15 protein-coding genes are annotated in these 18,011 nt (G+C 72.6%); 9 read left to right on the forward strand and 6 right to left on the reverse strand.

The genetic code is table 11. From position 1 onward, the window contains the following. Position 1: 1 nt before the first annotated feature. The gene (locus M8C13_RS44970) at positions 2-1,630 is read right to left on the reverse strand and encodes a hypothetical protein (RefSeq protein ID WP_305883906.1); all 1,629 of its coding nucleotides are present in this window, start codon (positions 1,628-1,630) and stop codon (positions 2-4) included. A 2-nt stretch (positions 1,631-1,632) separates the two neighbouring features. After that, positions 1,633-2,862: an MFS transporter gene (locus tag M8C13_RS01195; RefSeq protein WP_252478520.1), complete on the reverse strand. Its 1,230-nt coding sequence runs from the start codon at positions 2,860-2,862 to the stop codon at positions 1,633-1,635. A 63-nt stretch (positions 2,863-2,925) separates the two neighbouring features. Here M8C13_RS01195 and M8C13_RS01200 point away from each other — a divergent pair, with 63 nt between their 5' ends. Continuing rightward, positions 2,926-3,456 (forward strand): CGNR zinc finger domain-containing protein, encoded by a 531-nt coding sequence (locus M8C13_RS01200; RefSeq protein WP_252478521.1) that lies wholly within the window; start codon positions 2,926-2,928, stop codon positions 3,454-3,456. 16 nt (positions 3,457-3,472) lie between these two features. On the opposite strand, the gene M8C13_RS45245 is transcribed toward M8C13_RS01200, so the two are convergent. Next, positions 3,473-4,504 carry a helix-turn-helix transcriptional regulator gene (locus M8C13_RS45245; protein WP_252478522.1) on the reverse strand — a complete coding sequence of 344 codons (1,032 nt, stop codon included), beginning with the start codon at positions 4,502-4,504 and terminating at the stop codon, positions 3,473-3,475. 222 nt (positions 4,505-4,726) lie between these two features. Between M8C13_RS45245 and M8C13_RS01210 the strand changes: the two genes are divergently transcribed. After that, positions 4,727-5,287 carry a hypothetical protein gene (locus M8C13_RS01210; protein WP_252478523.1) on the forward strand — a complete coding sequence of 187 codons (561 nt, stop codon included), beginning with the start codon at positions 4,727-4,729 and terminating at the stop codon, positions 5,285-5,287. 208 nt (positions 5,288-5,495) lie between these two features. Beyond that, complete coding sequence (abc-f, locus tag M8C13_RS01215) at positions 5,496-7,118, forward strand: ribosomal protection-like ABC-F family protein (RefSeq protein WP_252478524.1); 1,623 nt, start codon at positions 5,496-5,498, stop codon at positions 7,116-7,118. 1 nt (position 7,119) lies between these two features. On the opposite strand, the gene M8C13_RS01220 is transcribed toward abc-f, so the two are convergent. Beyond that, positions 7,120-8,319, reverse strand: coding sequence for a cytochrome P450 (locus tag M8C13_RS01220; RefSeq protein ID WP_252478525.1), 1,200 nt, complete (start codon positions 8,317-8,319; stop codon positions 7,120-7,122). Between the two features lie 263 nt (positions 8,320-8,582). Here M8C13_RS01220 and M8C13_RS01225 point away from each other — a divergent pair, with 263 nt between their 5' ends. After that, positions 8,583-9,788 (forward strand): epoxide hydrolase family protein, encoded by a 1,206-nt coding sequence (locus tag M8C13_RS01225; protein ID WP_252478526.1) that lies wholly within the window; start codon positions 8,583-8,585, stop codon positions 9,786-9,788. A 70-nt stretch (positions 9,789-9,858) separates the two neighbouring features. Then, a complete protein-coding gene (locus M8C13_RS01230) occupies positions 9,859-10,029 on the forward strand; it encodes a hypothetical protein (RefSeq protein ID WP_252478527.1) in 171 nt (56 codons plus the stop codon). A 1-nt stretch (position 10,030) separates the two neighbouring features. Here the strand turns inward: M8C13_RS01230 and M8C13_RS01235 are convergent, their stop codons facing one another. Further along, positions 10,031-10,939 carry a S1 family peptidase gene (locus tag M8C13_RS01235; protein WP_252478528.1) on the reverse strand — a complete coding sequence of 303 codons (909 nt, stop codon included), beginning with the start codon at positions 10,937-10,939 and terminating at the stop codon, positions 10,031-10,033. A 106-nt stretch (positions 10,940-11,045) separates the two neighbouring features. Here M8C13_RS01235 and M8C13_RS01240 point away from each other — a divergent pair, with 106 nt between their 5' ends. Next, positions 11,046-12,827, forward strand: a complete 1,782-nt coding sequence (locus tag M8C13_RS01240) for a serine/threonine-protein kinase (protein WP_252478529.1) — start codon at positions 11,046-11,048, stop codon at positions 12,825-12,827. Here M8C13_RS01240 and M8C13_RS01245 read toward each other — a convergent pair whose 3' ends face one another. Continuing rightward, positions 12,828-13,427 (reverse strand): MerR family transcriptional regulator, encoded by a 600-nt coding sequence (locus M8C13_RS01245; protein WP_252478530.1) that lies wholly within the window; start codon positions 13,425-13,427, stop codon positions 12,828-12,830. Positions 13,428-13,495: 68 nt separating this feature from the next. Between M8C13_RS01245 and M8C13_RS44975 the strand changes: the two genes are divergently transcribed. The 3 genes from M8C13_RS44975 to M8C13_RS01265 are packed head-to-tail and all read left to right on the forward strand — an operon-like array spanning position 13,496 to position 18,002. Then, positions 13,496-15,247, forward strand: coding sequence for an ABC transporter ATP-binding protein (locus tag M8C13_RS44975; protein WP_305883909.1), 1,752 nt, complete (start codon positions 13,496-13,498; stop codon positions 15,245-15,247). Continuing rightward, positions 15,244-17,004 carry an ABC transporter ATP-binding protein gene (locus M8C13_RS01260; RefSeq protein ID WP_252478531.1) on the forward strand — a complete coding sequence of 587 codons (1,761 nt, stop codon included), beginning with the start codon at positions 15,244-15,246 and terminating at the stop codon, positions 17,002-17,004. Before M8C13_RS44975 ends, M8C13_RS01260 begins: the two co-directional genes overlap by 4 nt. Further along, positions 17,001-18,002, forward strand: a complete 1,002-nt coding sequence (locus M8C13_RS01265; RefSeq protein ID WP_252478532.1) for an acetylserotonin O-methyltransferase — start codon at positions 17,001-17,003, stop codon at positions 18,000-18,002. The genes M8C13_RS01260 and M8C13_RS01265 overlap by 4 nt, the downstream gene beginning before the upstream one ends. Positions 18,003-18,011: the final 9 nt, after the last annotated feature.

Raw genomic sequence — 18,011 nt, forward strand, 5'->3', positions numbered from 1 at the left:
GCTACTCCGCCCGCAGACCGCGCACCGCGCCCACGCCACCCACCAGGACCAGCAGTGCCAGGCAGCCCGCGGCGATCCGGCAGGTCAGGTCACCGGAGGCGAACAGGTAGCCGGCGGTGGCCAGGGCGACGCCGAGCAGGGCCAGGCGCAGGTGCAGCCAGCCCGGCGGCCGGACCGGCAGGCGGGCGCTGGACGGGAACATCATCGCCACCAGCGCGAAGGCGACCAGGTAGCCGACGATCGCCGGCGCGGTGCCGCTCTGGGCCGCGCAGGTGGCCAGGAAACCGGCCAGGACCAGGACCGCGGACTCGCCGAGGTGCAGGGCGGCGTGCGCGTGCCGGGGTTGACGGCAGGCGAAGCCGAGGTTGTTCGCCAGGCGGTAGGTCGCGGCGATGAGCAGGACCGCGGTGAGCAGGGCGCTCCAGGTGAGCGGCCGGGCGGGGACGGTGAGAGCGGTGGCGGCGAGGACGGTCAGGGCGGTGGCGGTGGCCCAGTGCGGGAGGGTCCAGCGGGTCGGCGGGCGGGACTGGGCGCGGAGGGCGAGCAGGGTGAGGGAGAGGACGGCGAGGGCGGGGTGGGTCCAGTCGCCGAGTGGGCGGAAGGGGAGGACGGTCGCGGAGAGGACGAGGGTGAGGAGGCCGGTGAGGCCCAGGATGGCGGCGGTGCGCTGGGCGGCGATCTGCCAGGGCGGGGCGGGGGTGGGGCGGAGGAGGGCTCGGCGGTCGGGCCAGAGGTCGCTGGTGGGGTCGAGGAAGTCCTGCTCGGGCAACGGTTTTGGGGACGAGGGGGCGGGGGCGGACGCCGTGGAGGCCGGGGCGGAGGGCGCAGCGGCCAGGCCAGCTGGCGCGGGGGCCGGGCCGGAGGCAGCGGGGGCCGAGCCGGGGGTTACGGGGACCGAATCGAGAGTTTCGGGAGTTGGGGCGAGGGTTGCGGGGGCTGGGCCACGGGTCGTGGCGGCTGGGTCGGCGGCGGCGGGGCTGGAGACGGAGTGTCGGGTGGTGGCGGCCGGGTTCGGTGGTGGCGGAGTCGTTGGCCTGTCCCGTCCGGCCACCCGCCGCTGCGCCGCCTCGCGCACCTTCGCCGCGAAGATCTCCTCGTGCCGCGCGTACACCACGATCGCGCCCCCGCCCACCGCCAGCAACGCGGTCAGCACCGGCGCCGTCGTCAGCCAGGGAATCCCGAACACCGCGTACCCGGCCAGCCCCGCCCGCAGGGTCAGCACCAGCACCGCCACCGCGACCACCAGCAGCGGTCCGGTCGCCCGCAGCAGCACCAGCGGCACCGCCTCGCGCGGGGAACACCTGTTGCGCCGCACCGCGAGTGAGGCCCCGAACAGCAGCGCCAGTCCGCCCCAACCGCCGACGATCACGCTGGCCCGCAACGCCCGGCCGGGAGCCGCCGCGCGCTGGGCGTCCAGCAGTTCCTGGTAGCCCACCGCGGGGCCCTCCCTGGTGAGGCTGAAGCAGACGCTGCCCGGTCGCAGCGGTTTGTCGCCGCACATCGGCACGTCCACGGTGGCGAACTGCGCCTGGTAACACATCCACAGGGCCACCAGCACCAGGATGACGCCAAGGCCCTCCAGCAGGCCGTTGGCGGCGTTGAACCTTCGGGGCGGGGTGTACGCGCTCATCGTCAGTCAGCGTAGGGCCGAATCGCGTTCGTGCCAGGGGACTCCGGCAAGTCAGGACATTTGTACCGTCCACTGCGGACAGTGGTCAGCTGGGCGAGCGCGGCGAGTGCGGCCAGCAGCGCGATCAGCGCCAGCGCCAGTCGCAGGTCGAACTGGCCCGCGATGAACCCGATGGTCGGCGGCGCGAGCAGGATGCCCGCGTAGCCCATCAGCGCGGCCAGTGCCACACCGCCAGGACCGCCGAGCGCGCCCGCGCCCGCGATGGCCAGGGGAAAGATGTTCGCCAGTCCAAAGCCGGTCAGCACCAGACCGGCGAAGGCCAGCCACAGACTGGCGGACAGCGCGACCCCCAGCGTGCCCGCGCAGGCGAGCAGCCCGCCGGCCACCACGACCCTGGTCTGGCCGAACCGTTCCACCAGCGCGGTGCCGGCCAGCCTGCCGATGGCCATGGTGCCCTGGACGATCGCGTAACCGATCGCGGCGAGACCGGCGCTGGCGCCCAGGTTCTCGGTGAGGTGCAACGGAATCCAGTTGTCCAGCCCGCCCTGGCTGTAGGCGGCGCACAGTCCGATCACGCCGAAGACCACCACACCGGGGGTGGGCTTGCGAGTTCGCCCGCGCGCCGTGGTTGTCTCCGGGCGCGGGATCGGGCCGGCCAGCAGCATCCGGCCGGCGATCACGGTGGCCAGCAAGCCGATCGGCAGCACCAGCAGCAGGTGCCCGGCGGGTGGGAGGTGCGCGGCGAGCAGGCCGCCGAGTGCGGCTCCGGCCAGGCTGCCGATGCTGTTCGCGGCGTGCAGGCTGGGCATGATCGGCCTGCGCAGCGCCTCCGCCAGCTCCACCGCGACGCTGTTGACCGCCACGTCGATGCCGCCGTAGGCGATCCCGAAGACGAGCAGCGCGACGGCCAGCGCGGGTGCGGACTGGGTGAGCGCGGGCAGCACGACCGTCAGCGACAACAGTCCCGCGGTCACGACCGTGACCTGGCGGCTGCCGAACCGGCGGCACACCGCCCCGCTGACCGACATGGTCGCCACCGCGGCCGCCGACAAGGCCAGCAGGGCCAGTCCCAGCGCCGCCGGTGACGCGCCCACCTGCTCCTTCACCGCAGGAATGCGCACCGCCCAGCTGGCGAAGACGAACCCGGCCAGCGCGAAGAACAACGTGGTCGCCGCCCGCGCCCTGACCAGCGTCGCGCCCGGCAGCGCCATCTCGGCTTGTTTACCAGTCATGCGGATAGACGGTAAGACGAGACGTGATACCGGTCAACCGGTATGGTGGTAAACATGGTGTCGATGAGTGTCGCTCCGGGCGGACTCGAACAGGTGCGGGTCTTCCTCAACACCTGGCGACTGCCGCACGAGACCAGGACCCCGGCCGACGACCTGCCCGAACTGGCCGCGAACAAGCGGGCCTGGCGGGCCAAGTTCCCCGAGGTGCCGCCACCCGCGCCCGGCGAGGTGCCGGAGCTGACCGAGCTGCGCACGGCACTGCGGGAGTCGCTGGGCCAGCCCGCGCCGGCCGGGCTGAACACGTGGTTCGAACGCCATCCGATCCGGGTGACCGTGGGCGAGGAGTCACCGATCCGCTACGTCGCCGAGGACGGCGGCGCGGTGTCCGCACTGCTGGTCCTGGTGACCGGGGCGCTGGCGCACGACCTGTGGGCGCGGCTGAAGTCCTGTCCGGACTGCCGCAACGTCTTCTACGACCACAGCCGCAACCGCAGCCGGACCTGGTGCGCGATGTACGCCGAGACCCCCGACGGCCGCGCCTGCGGCAGCATCGCCAAGGTCCGCGCCTACCGCAGCCGGAAACGCGAGAGCTGAGGGCCGGGGCGCGGGGTTACCCGGCCAGTGCGGAGATCAGCTCGCCCCGGCCGCTGACACCGGTCTTGCGGTACAGCGACTGAAGGTGCTCGCTGACGGTGTAGGCAGACAGCCCCAGGTGCCGGGCAATCAGCTTGGTCGGCGAGCCGTCCAGGGTGCGCTGGAGCACCAGCCGTTCCCTGGCGGTGATGTCGTACCACTGGCAGAACGAGGGCAGCACCAGCCCGCTGCCTGCCGACTCGATGATCACCGCGACCTGCCCGTCTTCGTCGCCGTCGAGGAACTGGCCGTGCGCCGCGGTCCACCGGCCGAAGCTCGCGGCCGGACCGACGAACGGCGCGGTCTGCGGCCGGATCCCGCGCAGCTGCAGGGAGATCAGCGCGGGCAGCCCGGCGCACCAGTCGCCATCCGGGGCGTGCTCGCTCATCCGGTCCAGCCACTGGCGCGCCTGCGGTGTCATCGACCGGACCTGGTGGTCGGGACCGACGATCACCACCCCGGCCGGCACGGGCGGCGCGGTGGCCGCCAGCGGGGCGGCGGTGACGTGCCACCGAAGGATGTCGATCAGCACCGGGGTGAGCCCGGCGACCAGGCCCACCTCGCCGGGCTCGAAGGCCCTGCTGCCCTGGCCGCGCAGCAGACTGATCGCACCCCACACTCCCCTGTTGTCCCGCAACAACACCCGCAGTTCGCACCCGACCCCGTGCCCGGCCAGCAGCCGCCGGATCTCCTTGTCTCCCTTGGCATCCGCGCCGACCACCGCCGCGGGCACCGGCAGCGACTCCAGCACCTCACGCGGATACGGGTCCACCCCGGAGAGGATCGCGGTGCCGAGCGCACGGGCGAAATCCCGTTCGTACCCGTGGATGAACCCGAAGGAGGCCATCCGCGTGGTCAGGGCCGGGCTCGAGCCGAACAGCTGGATTCCCTCGTGCGGCACCAGTGGCGCGATGACCGCGGAGACCAGTTGCCCCAGGTCGCCCGGACCGGCTCCCGAATCGGGAATCGTCGACAGCTGGCGGATGACGGCGGTCAGGGAGCGGATCACGCGGCGAGGATGGCCGGTGCGGCCAACGCGGGCAACACCTTCGCCCAAAAACCGGAACCGCTGCCTCAAAGTCCGCCCTCGTGATCATCGGCGCGTTCCGCGCGGCCGGTCAACCCCAAGAATTCGGGGTAGTGACCGCGCGGACGGCGTTCCTACCGTTGCCGGGTCACAGCAACCGCCCCGGCCTGCGATGCGGGGTGGCGAGAGAATGGTTTGCTACCTATGGGCATCAACCGGTTCTTCCGGAAGTTCGCCACGGTGTTCTTCGGAGCACTGCTCGGCCTCACCCTGCTCGGCGCGTCCCCGGCCAGTGCCGCGCGCCCGGCCAACGACGTGGAGTTCAAGGCGTTCAGCCTGTGGTTCTCCATCGGCGACCTGTCAAACTCGGGCTCCTGCATCCCGGCCTGGGCCACCATCCGCTACCGGGACCCGCACACCGGCAGCGACACCTGGACCCGTCTGGTCCGCTCCACCAGCAACGGCTGCTCGAACAACGTGGAGCACCTGAACAACTGGGGCGACTTCCAGAACACCGGCAGTCATGTGCAGTTGGTGGGCGGCCCCGCGCCCACCCGGCGCCTGTACTGGAAGGACATCACCAGCATCATCGCCACGGTGACCACGCCGAACACCCCGCCGGGGCGGCAGAAGAACATCAAGGTGACCAAGTTCAACTTCGACGCCTTGGACACCAACAACAACTGGCACAACCTGTACAACGAGGACACCAACTTCGTCTTCGCGGACGGTCGCAACGACCGGGAGATGTTCATCAAGCACTGAGCACGGCTGACCGCGGCGGCTCCCCGCCCCCTTTCGGGGAGCCGCCGCGAAAGTGCTTGCCGAGGTCCACGGCGTGGCTGCTATGCTGCCGGGGAAGATCGACATGAGGGAGTTCTGCCGTGCTGGGAGACGACGACATCTCCGGGTGAGACCCGAGAGCGCTGTTGTCCATGCCCCACGTCCGCACGTCTTCTCCCGAGGTCTCGCCATGTCCGACGCCTTTGTCGTCTGTTCGAACCTGTCCTTCTCCTGGCCGGATGACACCCCGGTCTTCCAGGACCTCTCCCTCAGCCTGCCCGGCGGCCGCACCGGCCTGGTCGCGCCCAACGGCGCGGGCAAGAGCACGTTGCTCAAGCTCATCGCGGGCGAGCTGCGGCCCACCGGCGGCAGCGTGTCCGTCGACGGGGTGCTCGGCTACCTGCCGCAGAACCTGCCGCTGACCGGCGAGCTGACCGTGGCCGAGGTGCTGGGCATCGCCCCGGTGCTGGCCGCGATCACCGCGGTGGAGTCCGGCGACGCCGCGGAGGAGCACTTCACCACCATCGGATCCGACTGGGACGTCGAGGAACGCACCCGCGCGCAGCTGGACCGGCTCGGGCTGGGCGCGCTGGAGTTCGACCGGCGGCTGCACACGCTCAGCGGCGGGCAGATCGTCTCCCTCGGCCTGGCCGCGCAGCTGCTGAAGCGGCCGGACGTGCTGCTGCTGGACGAGCCGACCAACAACCTGGACCTGGCCGCGCGGCAGGCCCTCTACCAGGTGCTCGCCGACTGGCCGGGCTGCCTGCTGCTGGTCAGCCACGACCGGGCGCTGCTGGACCGGATGGACCGGATCGCCGAGCTGGACCGCGGCGAGATCCGCTTCCACGGCGGCAACTTCACCGACTACGAGGAAGCCGTGCGGGCCGAGCGCGAGGTGGCGGAGAAGAACATCCGCAACGCCGAGCAGGAGGTCAAGCGGGAGAAGCGGGAAATGCAGCAGGCCCGCGAGCGGGCGCAGAAGCGGGCCAGCAACGCCGCCCGCAACCTGAGCAACGCCGGCCTGCCGCGGATCTTCGCCGGGAACATGAAGCGCGGCGCCGAGGTGGCGGCCGGCAAGCAGAACGAGACGCACTCGGCCAGGGTCGGCGCGGCCAAGGCCAGGCTGGACGAGGCCGAGCGCGCGCTGCGCGAGGACCAGGCGATCACGCTGGAACTGCCGGAGACCACGGTGCCCGCCGGTCGCACCGTCTTCCTCGCCGAGGGCCTGCGGCTGCGGTTCGGCGAGCAGGACCTGTACCCGGGCGAGGGCATCGACCTGGCCATCCGCGGACCGGAGCGGATCGCGCTGACCGGCGGCAACGGGGCAGGCAAGTCCACCCTGCTGCGGCTGATCATCGGCGATCTGGAGCCGGACGCCGGCCGGATCACCCGGCACCAGGGCCGGATCGCCTACCTGTCCCAGCGGCTGGACCTGCTCGACCCGGAGCTGGGCGTGGCGGACAACCTGGCCAAGTTCGCCCCGGCGATGCCGCCCGCGCAGCGGATGAACCTGTTGGCCCGCTTCCTGTTCCGGGGTTCCCGGGTGCAGCTGCCGGTCGGCGCGCTCTCCGGCGGCGAACGGCTGCGCGCCACCCTGGCCTGTGTGCTCTACGCCGAGCCGGCGCCGCAGCTGCTGTTGCTGGACGAGCCGACCAACAACCTCGACCTGGTCAGCGTGAGCCAGCTGGAAAGCGCGCTCAACGCCTACCGGGGCGCGTTCGTGGTGGTCAGCCACGACGAACGGTTCCTGGCCGCGATCGGCGTTGAGCGCAGGCTCCAGCTCGGTGACGGGCGGCTGACGCAGACCAGCTGAGTCACCAGGTGACCGGCAGCCGGTGCACGCCGTAGATGTCCAGGCCGGTGCGCAGCGGGACCTCTTCGGCGGGCACGGCCAGGCGCAGCGTGGGAAAGCGGGTGAGCAGGGCCGGGATGGCCACCCGCAGCTCCACCCTGGCCAGCTGCTGGCCGAGGCACTGGTGGATGCCGTGCCCGAAGGCCAGGTGCGCGCCCGCGGAGCGGCTCAGGTCGAGCCGGTCGGGGTCGGGGTAGACCTGCGGGTCGCGGTTGGCGGCGTCCATGGCCAGGGCCACCGACTCCCCCGCCTTGACCAGCTGACCGTCCAGCTCGACGTCTTCGAGTGCGGTGCGCACGTTGGTGGAGACGATGGTGAGGTAGCGCAGCAGCTCCTCCACCGACCGGTCGGCCAAGCCGGGGTCGGCGCGCAGCGCGGCGAGCTGCTCTGGGTTCCGCAGCAGGGCGAAGACGCCGAGGCCGATCATGTTGGCGGTGGTGTCCAGGCCCGCGCCCAGCAGCAGCCCGCCGATCCGGGTGAGCTCCTCGTCGGTGAGGTCGGTGCTGACCAGGTCGGTGAGCAGGTCGTCGGTCGGGTTGGCGCGCTTGGCCAGCACCAGGCCGTGCAGGATGGCGCCCAGCTCGCCCATGGCGGTGGCCTGCTCGGCCTCGGTGGCCGCGGGGTTGTTCAGGGTCTCGCTGTGCTGGCGGAACACGTGCCTGCCCTCGGCCGGCACGCCGAGCAGCTCGCAGATCACCAGCGCCGGAATGGGCTGGGCGTAGGCGGCCACCAGGTCCAGCGGGCCACCGGCCAGCTCCATCGCGTCCAGGTGCTCGGCGGCCAGCTGCTCCACCCGCTGGGTCAGCAGGTGCATCCGGCGGACGGTGAACTTGCCGGTGAGCAGCCTGCGGTAGCGGGTGTGCTCGGGGGCGTCCATACCGATGAAGTCACCGGGCGGGGCAGGCGGAAACGCGCCGGCGGCGGCCACCCGGCCGATCGGCGCGTGCATGATCTCGTAGCGCGAGCTGAACCGGGAGTCGGCGAGCACCGCGCGGACCACGCGGTGGCCGGTGGCCAGCCAGCCGAGGTGCCCGTCCGCGAAGACCAGCCGGGTCAGCGGCTCTCGCTCGCGCAGGCGGCCGAGCTCGGCGGGCGGGTCGAACGGACAGCCGGCCGGCCGGTCGGTCGGGTAGGCGGGGACGGGGGTGGCGACCTCGGTCATGACAGCTCCTGGTGGGTGATCTTCAGTTCGGCCCGAAAGTTAGGTCGCAGCCAAGAAGCGGTCAATCAGACATCGCTGATATTTTGCGTATTCGCAGCTCCCAGCGTTCGAGTTTTGCAATGGACTTGCCGCTTAATGCAACGAGAGCAGGGCCTTGTTTGCAATGGCCTGAAGCTGAATGCGGAGGCCTCGCGCAATTCCTGACCGCCGCACCGCAATCGCGCGCATGGGGCGGCAACCGGCTGTCTCCTAGCGTGCCGACCATGAACCAGTTCTCGGACGGCGGCCCATTGCCCAAGCCTGTCCCGTTCCCGGTGCGCGTGCCGGAGGCCGAGCTGGCCGACCTGCGCGAGCGCCTGGACCGGATGCGGCTGCCCGAGGCCGAGACGGTGCCGGATGACAGCCAGGGGATCAGGCTGTGGCAGCTGGCCACGCTGCTGGAGTCCTGGCGGGACCACGACTGGCGCGCAACGGAATCCCGGATCAACGCGATCCCGCACTACCGGATCTTCCTGGACGGGCTGGGCATCGCGTTCTGGCACGTGCGCTCGCCGGTGCCGGACGCGCGGCCGCTGCTGCTGACCCACGGCTGGCCGGGTTCGGTGCTGGAGTTCGAGAGCGTGCTCGGACCGCTCAGCGATCCGGTGGCGCACGGCGGTTCCGCGCAGGACGCCTTCCACCTGGTGGTGCCCGCGCTGCCCGGTTTCGGCTTCAGCGAACGGCCCAGCGAGCCGGGCTGGCACCCCGGCCGCACCGCGCGGGCCTGGGCCGAGCTGATGACCGTGCTGGGCTACCACCACTTCGGCGCGCACGGCGGGGACTGGGGCGCCTGCGTGAGCACCGAGCTGGCCCGGATCGCCCCGGACCGGGTGACCGGCCTGCACCTGACCATGCCGCTGGCCTCTCCCCTGCCGCAGGACCGGCTCACCCCCGGCCCGGCCGAGCTGGACGCGCTGACCAAGCGGGACCACCACCTGGCCGAGGGCTATGGCTTCGCGCAGGCGATGGGCACCCAGCCGCAGACCATCGGCTACTCGCTGCTGGACTCACCGGCCGGGCTGGCCGCCTGGCTGGGCGAGAAGTTCGAGGCCTACGCCGACACCAGGCCCGCGGTCGGCGGCGGGGTGAGCCTGGCCCAGCAGGTCGACCACCTCGCGCTGTACTGGCTGACCGGCACCGGCGCCTCCTCGGCCCGCTGGTACTGGGAGGCGATGCGCTGGGTGCCGCGCGGCGCGGAGGCGGAGAACGACCAGCCGGTGCTCGCCCCCACCGCCTGTTCGATGTTCCCGGCCGACCCGTGGCCGACCGCGCGGCGCTGGGCGGAGCGGCGCTACCTGGACCTGCGCCGCTGGCGGGAGCTGGACCGGGGCGGTCATTTCCCCGGGCTGGAGCAGCCGCGGACGCTGGTCTCGGAGATCAGGGCCGCCTTCCGCGTGCTGCGCGACGAACCGGCCGCCGCGCCGGTCTGAACAACTCGTCAACAGTTCATCCGCAACGCGGGTGCAGAGTGGCCGGTGTTCGCTCGACCAAGGAGGTCCGGTGCCCCGCCGTCGCCCGTTCCCGCGCACCGCCGCGCTCGCTCTCGCCGTCGGCCTGGCCACCGCCTGCACGGTGGCCACCGTCACCGCGGGGCGGGCCGCCATCAGCCCCTCCACCAGCGCACCCGGCGGTCCGGTGCCCGTCCCGCCGGGTGCGCTGGTGGACTACTGACTCACCCGCCGATCCGGGCGCCGACCGCGGTCAGCGCGGTGGTCACCGGCTGGAAGAACGTGGTCCCGCCGGTCTGGCAGTTGCCGCTGCCGCCGGAGGTCAGGCCGATCGCGCTGCCGTCCTGGGTGAACAGCGAGCCGCCGCTGTCCCCCGGTTCGGCGCACACGGTGGTCTGGATCAGTCCGGTGACCGTGCCCTCCGGGTAGTTCACCGTGGCGCGCAGGCCGGTGACCCGGCCGCTGCGCAGGCCGGTGGTGCTGCCCATCCTGGACACCTGCTGGTTGACCCTGGCCTCGGCGGCGCGGCGGATCTGCACCAGCCTGCCGCCGCCCACGTCCACCGCGCTGGGCGCCCTGGTGGCCGCGTTGTCGTAGGTGAGCAGGGCGAAGTCGCCGTTGCCCGGGAAGGTGGACTGCCGGGCGGTGGCCACCGGCGCGCCGCCCTGGGTCACCGACCAGCGCCGGGCCGAGGTGACGCAGTGGCCCGCGGTGAGGATGGCCGGCGCGCCGTTGTTCGTGGTCACGTTGAAGCCCAGCGAGCAGCGGGAGCCGCCGCCGAAGATGGCGTCGCCGCCCTCGGCGAACAGGCGGAACGCGCCGGTGGCGCGCTGCACCCTGACCTTGTCGCCGCCGATGGAGCGGACCGCGGACATCAGCGTGTCCCACTTGCCGCCCTGGACCGTGCTGTCCGCGGTGACCAGCACCTGGCCGGTGTCCGGGTCGGTGGCCCACGCGGTGCCGGGGATGGCCGCCTTCGCGCGCAGGGTCTCGGTGGGGTTGACCTCGGGAATCGGGGCCGTGTCGGTCGCGTAGGCCTGGGGCAGGGCCACTGCCGCCGCGCCCGCGAGGACCACCGCGGCCGAGATGGCCACGATCTTCGTCCGGGGGATCTTCCTGTGCCGTGGACGCATTGCCTTGACCTCCGCGCCTGTCGAGTCGGTGTTGCGGAGGAGTACGGACCGACCCGGTCTGTCAGTTCAGACCAATTGATGTACCGGCGGTTTGTACGATTCGTTGGTGAGTGATCGGGTGATCGCGGGCCGTTACCGGCTGGACCGGCGGATCGGCGCGGGTGGCATGGGTGTGGTGTGGCAGGCCACCGACCTTGAGCTGGGCCGCGTGGTCGCGCTCAAGCACTCGCAGCAGGGTGACAACGGCCAGATCCGGCGGGAGGCGCGGATCGTGGCCGGGTTGCAGCACCCGCACGTGATCGCCGTGCACGACGTGGTGCTCGACGGCGAGGACCGCTGGCTGGTGATGGAGTACCTGCCCTCGCGCACGCTCTCGGCGATCCTGGCCGAGGACGGGCCGCTGCCGCCGAAGCGGGCGGCGCGGATCGGCGCGCAGGTGGCCGACGCGCTGGCCGCCATGCACCAGCGCGGCATCGTGCACCGCGACATCAAGCCGTCCAACGTGCTGGTCACCGACCAGGACGAGGCCAAGCTCACCGACTTCGGCATCGCCCGCTGGGCCGAGGTCACCCAGACCAGCAGCGGCCTGATCGGCGGCACCCCCGGCTACCTGGCCCCCGAGGTGGCCAACGGCGAGGAGGCCGGGGCCGCGGCGGACGTGTTCTCCTTGGGCGCCAGCCTGTTCACCGCGGTCGAGGGCCGTTCCCCTTGGGGCGGCGAGGAACAGGGCCCGTTCGGTCAGCTGCGCCGGGCCGCCAGCGGTGACCTGGAACCGGGCACCCGGGCCGGTCCGCTGGCGCCGGTGCTGAGCCAGTTGCTGGCGCGGGCACCCGCGGACCGGCCCACCGCGCTGGCGGCCAAGGGGTTGCTGGAGGAGCTCACCGGCGACCACACGCCGACCACGCCGCTGCGGGTGCGCAACCCCAAGACCCGCAAGCGGGTGCTGCTGGGCGCGGCGGTGGTGGCCGCGGCGGCGCTGGTGGCCGGGCTGACGGTCTGGCTGACCGACTCGGCGGACCAGGGCGCCATGGGTGATCCGCGCACCGCGGACCCGTGCGGGCTGGTCGACCCGCAGTCCTTCGCCCAGTACGGCACCGCGACCGTGAACTCCGAGTACGGCGACTTCCACGCGTGCAGCACGCTGGTCAAGATGTCCCGGGACGAGCAGGACGTCGTGGACGTCACCGTGGAGCTCAAGGGCCCGCCGGAACACCCGGTCAAGCCGCACATCCCCGGTCAGCTCGGCCAGCCCGACCGGCCGCCGCTGAAGGACGACACCTGCCAGCGGTTCGTGCGCACCGCCGACGGCAACGAGATCAAGATCGCCGCCCGGCACTGGGCGGGCAAGCGCGCCGACCTCCTGTGCGCCATCGCCGAGACCATGCTCAACAGCGTGCTCACCCAGCTCTTCCGCGGCCCGGTGCCGCGCCGCCCGCCCTTCGCCGCCAACTCCATCGGCACCCTGAAGGCCTGCGACCTGTTGACCGACACCGAGGTGCGCAGGGCGGTCGGCGAGCCGGGCAGCAAGCCGGAGACCGACTTCGGCGACTGGATCTGCTACTGGCAGGACCGCAAGCCGCTGGAGGCCGAGATCAGGCTGATCCGAACCGGGGAGCAGGAGGACGGCGAGGACGGCCGGAAGGTCAAGATCGGCGGCCGGGACGCGTTCGTGGAGGAGGAGGTCGAGGACGAGGAGCGGGCCGGGAGCTGCGAGATCGACCTGGTGCACCGGCGCTACCTCAAGGAGTCCGCCTCCGGCGACCAGTGGATGGAGGTCGCGCTGGTGAGCGTGGCGGACACCACGGCAGGCGGGCTGCCGATGGCGGAGCTGTGCGCGCGGGCCACCACGCTGGCCGAGGCCGTGGTGAAGCGACTGCCCAACCCCTGATCACCCCGATCCGGGTTCCTTGCGGTCCCGGTAAGCCCGCTGACGACAGGCGGCCGAGCAGTACCGCCGTGGCCGCCCCCTGCTCCCCTTCGGCAGCGGCCCCGCGCAGCTCGGGCACCGCGTTTCGTCACGCTCGACCGGCTTTTCATCACGCCGGGCGGCCAGCGCGGCCGAGACCAGGTCGGGCTGCCGCAGCCTGCCCCTCGGCGTGTGCGCGGTGAGCTCGCCGTCCAGGTACGGGCACTCGGTCACGTCGTCGTCGGTGCAGCTGAGCAGGTGGCTCAGGTACTCGCGGGCCGCGGTGAGCTGGTCGATCCGGCTGCCCAGCTCCTCGATCTGGGTGGTCACCGTCTGCCGCCAGTCCTCGTTGCGCGCCTTGGCGGAGGTCACCGCGGCGGCCTGGGCCAACGGCATCATCCCGGTCACGCAGCACAGGTAGGCCACGCCGATCCGGCGCAGGTCCGCCTCGCGGTAGCGGCGCTGGGCGCCGTCGCGTTCCGGCGGCCCGAGCAGGCCGCGTTCCTCCCACCAGCGCAGGGTCGAGGGGGCCAGGTCGTACAGCGCGGCGGCGGCGCCGATGGGCACGGCGGGATCGGTCACCTGTCCAGTTGACATCAAGTGCACTTGAACCGGCAAGGTCTTAGGCAAGCCTAACCTTGGGGGTTTGAATGGTTGTCCAGGACGCCGGTCCGCGCCTGATCCGGTTCCGCGCCGCGGGACGCCTGCTGCGGCCGGTGCGGGCGCACCTGCTCGGCTGCGCGGCGCTGTCCGCGCTGGGCGAGGCGGCCGGGCTCGTGCCCTACCTCGCGGTCGCCGAGATCGCGCGCTCGGCGTTGACCGGGGCCGGTGGCGCGGTGTGGTGGTGGGCGGTGGCCGGGGCGCTGGGCGCGCTGCTGCGGCTGGTGCTGCTCGGCCTGTCCTCGCACCTCGGCCACCACGCCGACGCGCACATGCTGCACCACCTGCGCGGCCGGATCGTGCGCCACCTGGGCGTGCTGCCGCTGGGCTGGTTCCGCTCGGCGGGCTCCGGCCAGGTCAAGAAGGCGATGACCGGCGACCTGGAGGACATGCACAACCTGTTCGCGCACTCCCTCGGCGAGTTGGTCGGCGCGGCCACCGCGACCGTGCTGGGCTTCGGCTACCTGGTGCTGGTGGACTGGCGGCTGGCCCTGGTCACGCTCGCGGTCCCGGCGCTGGCGCTGTTCTGCTACCGGGTGGCGATGCGCTCCATGCCGCAGCACATGGCCCGGCTGCTGATCGCCGAACGGGAGGTCAGCGCGGCGGCGGTGGAGTACGGCGACGGCATCGTGGTGGCCAAGACCTTCGGCGCGGGCGGGCGGGTGCTGGACCGCTTCACCACGGCCGTGCGCGAGCAGCAGGCCGCCTTCCGGGTGTGGGTGGACGAGGTCCGGCACAGCTCCGCGTTCAACCGGGTGCTCGGCTCGGAGCTGACCACGCTCGCGGTGGTGCTCGCGGTCGGCCTGCCGATGGTGGCCGGTGGCTGGCTGGCCGCGCCGGACCTGTTGCCGTTCCTGGTGGTCGGCCTGGTGCTGCCGAACGCGCTGCTGCCGATGGTGCACGGCGGTATCGGCCTGCGCACCGCGCGGGTGGCCGCCGGGCACATCGAGAGCCTGCTCGCTCGCCCCGGCCTGCCCGAACCAGAACAGCCGCGACGGCCGGACGGGCACCGGGTGGAGTTCGACCGGGTCAGCTTCTCCTACGACGGCGTGACCAACGCGCTCACCGGGTTCAGCGCGGTGTGCGAACCGGGCACGGTGACCGCACTGGTCGGCCCCTCCGGCGCCGGGAAGTCCACGGTGGCCGCGTTGTTGCCGCGCTTCCACGAGGTCACCGGTGGGGCGATCCGGATCGGCGGGGTCGATGTCCGCGAGATCGCCCCGGCCGAGCTGTTGTCCTTGCTGGCACTGGTGTTCCAGGACGTGGTGCTGCTGCGGGACACGGTGACCGAGAACATCCGCATCGCCCGGCCGGCGGCCACCGACGCGCAGGTGCGGGCCGCGGCCGAGGCGGCCCAGATCCACGAAGTGATCATGCGGCTGCCGCAGGGCTACCACACCGTGCTGGACGCGGGTTCCGGCGGCCTCTCCGGCGGCGAGCGGCAGCGGCTGACCATCGCCCGCGCGCTGCTGGCCGACGCGCCGATCGTGGTGCTGGACGAGGCCACCGCCGCGCTGGACCCGGACAGCGAGGCCGCGGTGCAGGACGCACTGTCCACATTGGTCACCGGCCGGACCGTGCTGGTGATCGCGCACCGCCTGCACACCATCGCCACGGCCGACCAGATCCTGGTGCTGGACAACGGACACCTGGTCGAACGCGGCACCCATCCCGAACTCCTCGCCCGCTCAGGCTTGTACGCGCGCCTGTGGCTGGCCCAGCGGAACGGAGACCTCGCATGATCGGCCAGCTTCGCCGGTTGTGGCCGGAACCAGGACCGCTGCTGCGCTTCGCGGTGTTGCAGGCGCTGCTCGCGGTGCTGCAAGGTTTGTTGCTGGGCCTGCTGTTCCCGGTCCTGCGCGCGGTGCTGCGCCCGGAACCGGACTTCGCCGCGGCCATGCCCTGGCTGCTGGCCGGCGCGGCCGGGGTGCTGCTGCACTGGGCGCTCAGCGTGGTGGCCACCCCGGTCGGTTTCGCGGCCAGCGGCGAGCTGGGCGTGCAGCTGCGACTGCGATTGATGGGGCAGCTGACCACGTTGCCGCTGGGCTGGTTCACCGCCGAGGCCAAGGGCACCTTCGCCCGCACGGTGACCAGCGCGGCCACCGCGATCTCCCGGCTGTGCGTGGTGGTCGGCGGGCCGGTGATCACCTGCACGCTGGTGCCGCTCACCGTCACCGCGGTCACCTTCGCGGTGGACTGGCGGCTGGGCCTGGTGCTGCTGGCCACCCTGCCGCCTGCCGTCCTGCTGATGCGCCGCTGCCGCCGCATGACCGCGCTGGCCAGTGCGGACATGGAGGAGGCCGCGAACGAGATCGCCGCCCGCGCGATCGAGTACGGCCAGGCCCAGCCGGTGCTGCGCGCGGCGGGACAGGCCGGGACCGGCACCCGGCAGCTGAGCGCGGCACTGGCCGAGCACCACCGCCGCTACGCCCGCACGCTCAACGCCTCACTGCTGCCCACGCTGTCGGTGACCGCCGTGGTCGCGCTCGGGTTCGTCGCGGTGCTCGCCCTGGGCGTGCACTTCCTGCTGGCCGGCTCGCTCGCGGTGCCGGACACGGTCGCGTTGCTGGTGCTCGCGGTCCGCTTCCTGGAGCCGCTGGGCGCGCTGGCCGGGCACGCGCACGGTCTCGGCGCGCTGGACTACGGCCTGGACCGGGTGGCGCGGGTGCTGCGCACTCCCCCGCTGCCCGCCGCCACCGATCCGGTGCCGCGTCCCGCGCACAGCGGGATCGACCTGGTGGACGTCCGGCTGGAGTACCTGCCGGGGCGGCCCGCACTGGCCGGGGTGAACCTGCACTGCCCGCCGGGTTCGACCACCGCGCTGGTCGGGCCGTCCGGCTCGGGCAAGACCACGGTGATCCGGCTGATCGCCCGTTTCCTGGACACCACCGAGGGCGTGGTCCTGGTCGGCGGGCAGGACGTGCGCGACTACGACCATGAGCAGCTGCTCGGTGAGATCGCGATCGTGTTCCAGGAGGTCTACCTGTTCGACACCACCATCGAGGACAACCTGCGCCTGGCCCGGCCCGAGGCCACCGAGGCCGAGCTGGCCGAGGCGGCGCGGGCCGCGCGGCTGGACGAGGTGGTCGAGCGGCTGCCCGAGGGCTGGCGGACCAGGGTCGGCGAGGGCGGGGCGCAGCTCTCCGGCGGGGAGCGGCAGCGGGTGGCCATCGCCCGCGCCTTCCTCAAGCAGGCGCCGATCGTGCTCATCGACGAGGCCGCCTCCGCACTGGACGCGGAGAACGAGCAGGCCATCAGCCAGGCCATCGCCGCACTGGCCGCCGATCCCCGCCGCACCGTGCTGGTGATCGCGCACCGCCCCACCACCCTGGCCGCGGCCGACCAGGTGGTCGCTTTGGAGGCGGGCCGGGTGGTGGAGACCGGCACCCCCGCGGAGCTGCTGCGCACCCAGGGCGCGTTCGCCCGCATCCACCGGCAGTACGAACAGGCGCGCGGCTGGCGGATCAGCGCGCGCGAACAGGAAGGAGCACCCCGATGACGGTGTCCACAGTGGTCCAGCTGCTCAAGGGAGCCGCGGTCACCCAGGTGGTCGGCGTGGCCGCCCGCCTCGGCGTGCCGGACGCGCTCGGGCCGCACCCCCGGTCCGCCGCCGAGATCGGCGCGGCCTGCGGACTCCCGGCGGCGCAGGCGGTCCGGCTGCTGCGGGCGATGGCCGACCTCGGCCTGTGCGTCGAGCACGACCGCGGCTTCACCGCCACCGAGGACGGCGACCTGCTCCGGTCCGATGTGGACGGTTCACTGCACGCCTACGCCCTGCTGGCCAGCCACCCCACGGCGCTGGAACCGCTGTCCCGCCTGGAGTTCAGCCTGCGCACCGGGCGCGCGGCCTTCCCGGAGGTGTTCGGGCGCGGGGTGTTCGAGCATTTCGCCGCCGACCCGGAGCTGGCCGCGCTCTACCACACCGCGATGGGCCAGCCCACCCGGCACATCGCGGAATCCCTGCCCGCACGCTACGACTTCGGCCGGTTCAGCTCGGTCACCGACGTCGGCGGCGGCGACGGCACCCTGCTAATCACCCTGCTCCGCCACTTCCCGGCGTTGCGCGGCTTGCTCTTCGACACTTCGACCGCCATCCCGCAGGCCGCCAGGGCGGTGCGCAGGGCCGGGCTGGCCGACCGCTGCGACACCCAGGCCGGCGACTTCTTCCAGGCGGTGCCCAAGGGTTCGGACCTGCTGGTGCTCAAGTGGATCTTGCACGACTGGGACGACGAGGCGGCCACCCGGATCCTGGCCAACTGCCGCGCCGCGCTGCCCGCGCACGGCCGGGTGCTCATCGTGGACGACGTGCTCCCCGAACGCGGAAACCCGGACCAGCCAAGGGATCCCGCGCTGAAGGACCTCACCATGCTGGTGCTCTACGGCGGCCGGGAACGCACCAGGAGCGAGTTCGAGCGGCTGTGCGCGGACGCGGGGCTGGTGGTCACCGAGGTGGTGCGCGAGGACGGGGTGAGCCTGGTGGAGGCGGCCCCGGTCTAGCCCCCGCCC

This window comes from Crossiella sp. SN42 (assembly GCF_023897065.1).
GTDB lineage: Bacteria > Actinomycetota > Actinomycetes > Mycobacteriales > Pseudonocardiaceae > Crossiella.

What these genes read in the sequence shown, in the direction of transcription:
- M8C13_RS01265 (WP_252478532.1), top strand. Translation starts at nt 17,001, where the DNA reads ATGACGGTGTCCACAGTGGTCCAGCTGCTCAAGGGAGCCGCGGTCACC.
- M8C13_RS01260 (WP_252478531.1), top strand. Translation starts at nt 15,244, where the DNA reads ATGATCGGCCAGCTTCGCCGGTTGTGGCCGGAACCAGGACCGCTGCTG.
- M8C13_RS01220 (WP_252478525.1), bottom strand. Translation starts at nt 8,319, where the DNA reads ATGACCGAGGTCGCCACCCCCGTCCCCGCCTACCCGACCGACCGGCCG.
- M8C13_RS44975 (WP_305883909.1), top strand. Translation starts at nt 13,496, where the DNA reads ATGGTTGTCCAGGACGCCGGTCCGCGCCTGATCCGGTTCCGCGCCGCG.
- M8C13_RS01225 (WP_252478526.1), top strand. Translation starts at nt 8,583, where the DNA reads ATGAACCAGTTCTCGGACGGCGGCCCATTGCCCAAGCCTGTCCCGTTC.
- M8C13_RS44970 (WP_305883906.1), bottom strand. Translation starts at nt 1,630, where the DNA reads ATGAGCGCGTACACCCCGCCCCGAAGGTTCAACGCCGCCAACGGCCTG.
- M8C13_RS01235 (WP_252478528.1), bottom strand. Translation starts at nt 10,939, where the DNA reads ATGCGTCCACGGCACAGGAAGATCCCCCGGACGAAGATCGTGGCCATC.
- abc-f (WP_252478524.1), top strand. Translation starts at nt 5,496, where the DNA reads ATGTCCGACGCCTTTGTCGTCTGTTCGAACCTGTCCTTCTCCTGGCCG.
- M8C13_RS01200 (WP_252478521.1), top strand. Translation starts at nt 2,926, where the DNA reads ATGAGTGTCGCTCCGGGCGGACTCGAACAGGTGCGGGTCTTCCTCAAC.
- M8C13_RS01195 (WP_252478520.1), bottom strand. Translation starts at nt 2,862, where the DNA reads ATGACTGGTAAACAAGCCGAGATGGCGCTGCCGGGCGCGACGCTGGTC.
- M8C13_RS01210 (WP_252478523.1), top strand. Translation starts at nt 4,727, where the DNA reads ATGGGCATCAACCGGTTCTTCCGGAAGTTCGCCACGGTGTTCTTCGGA.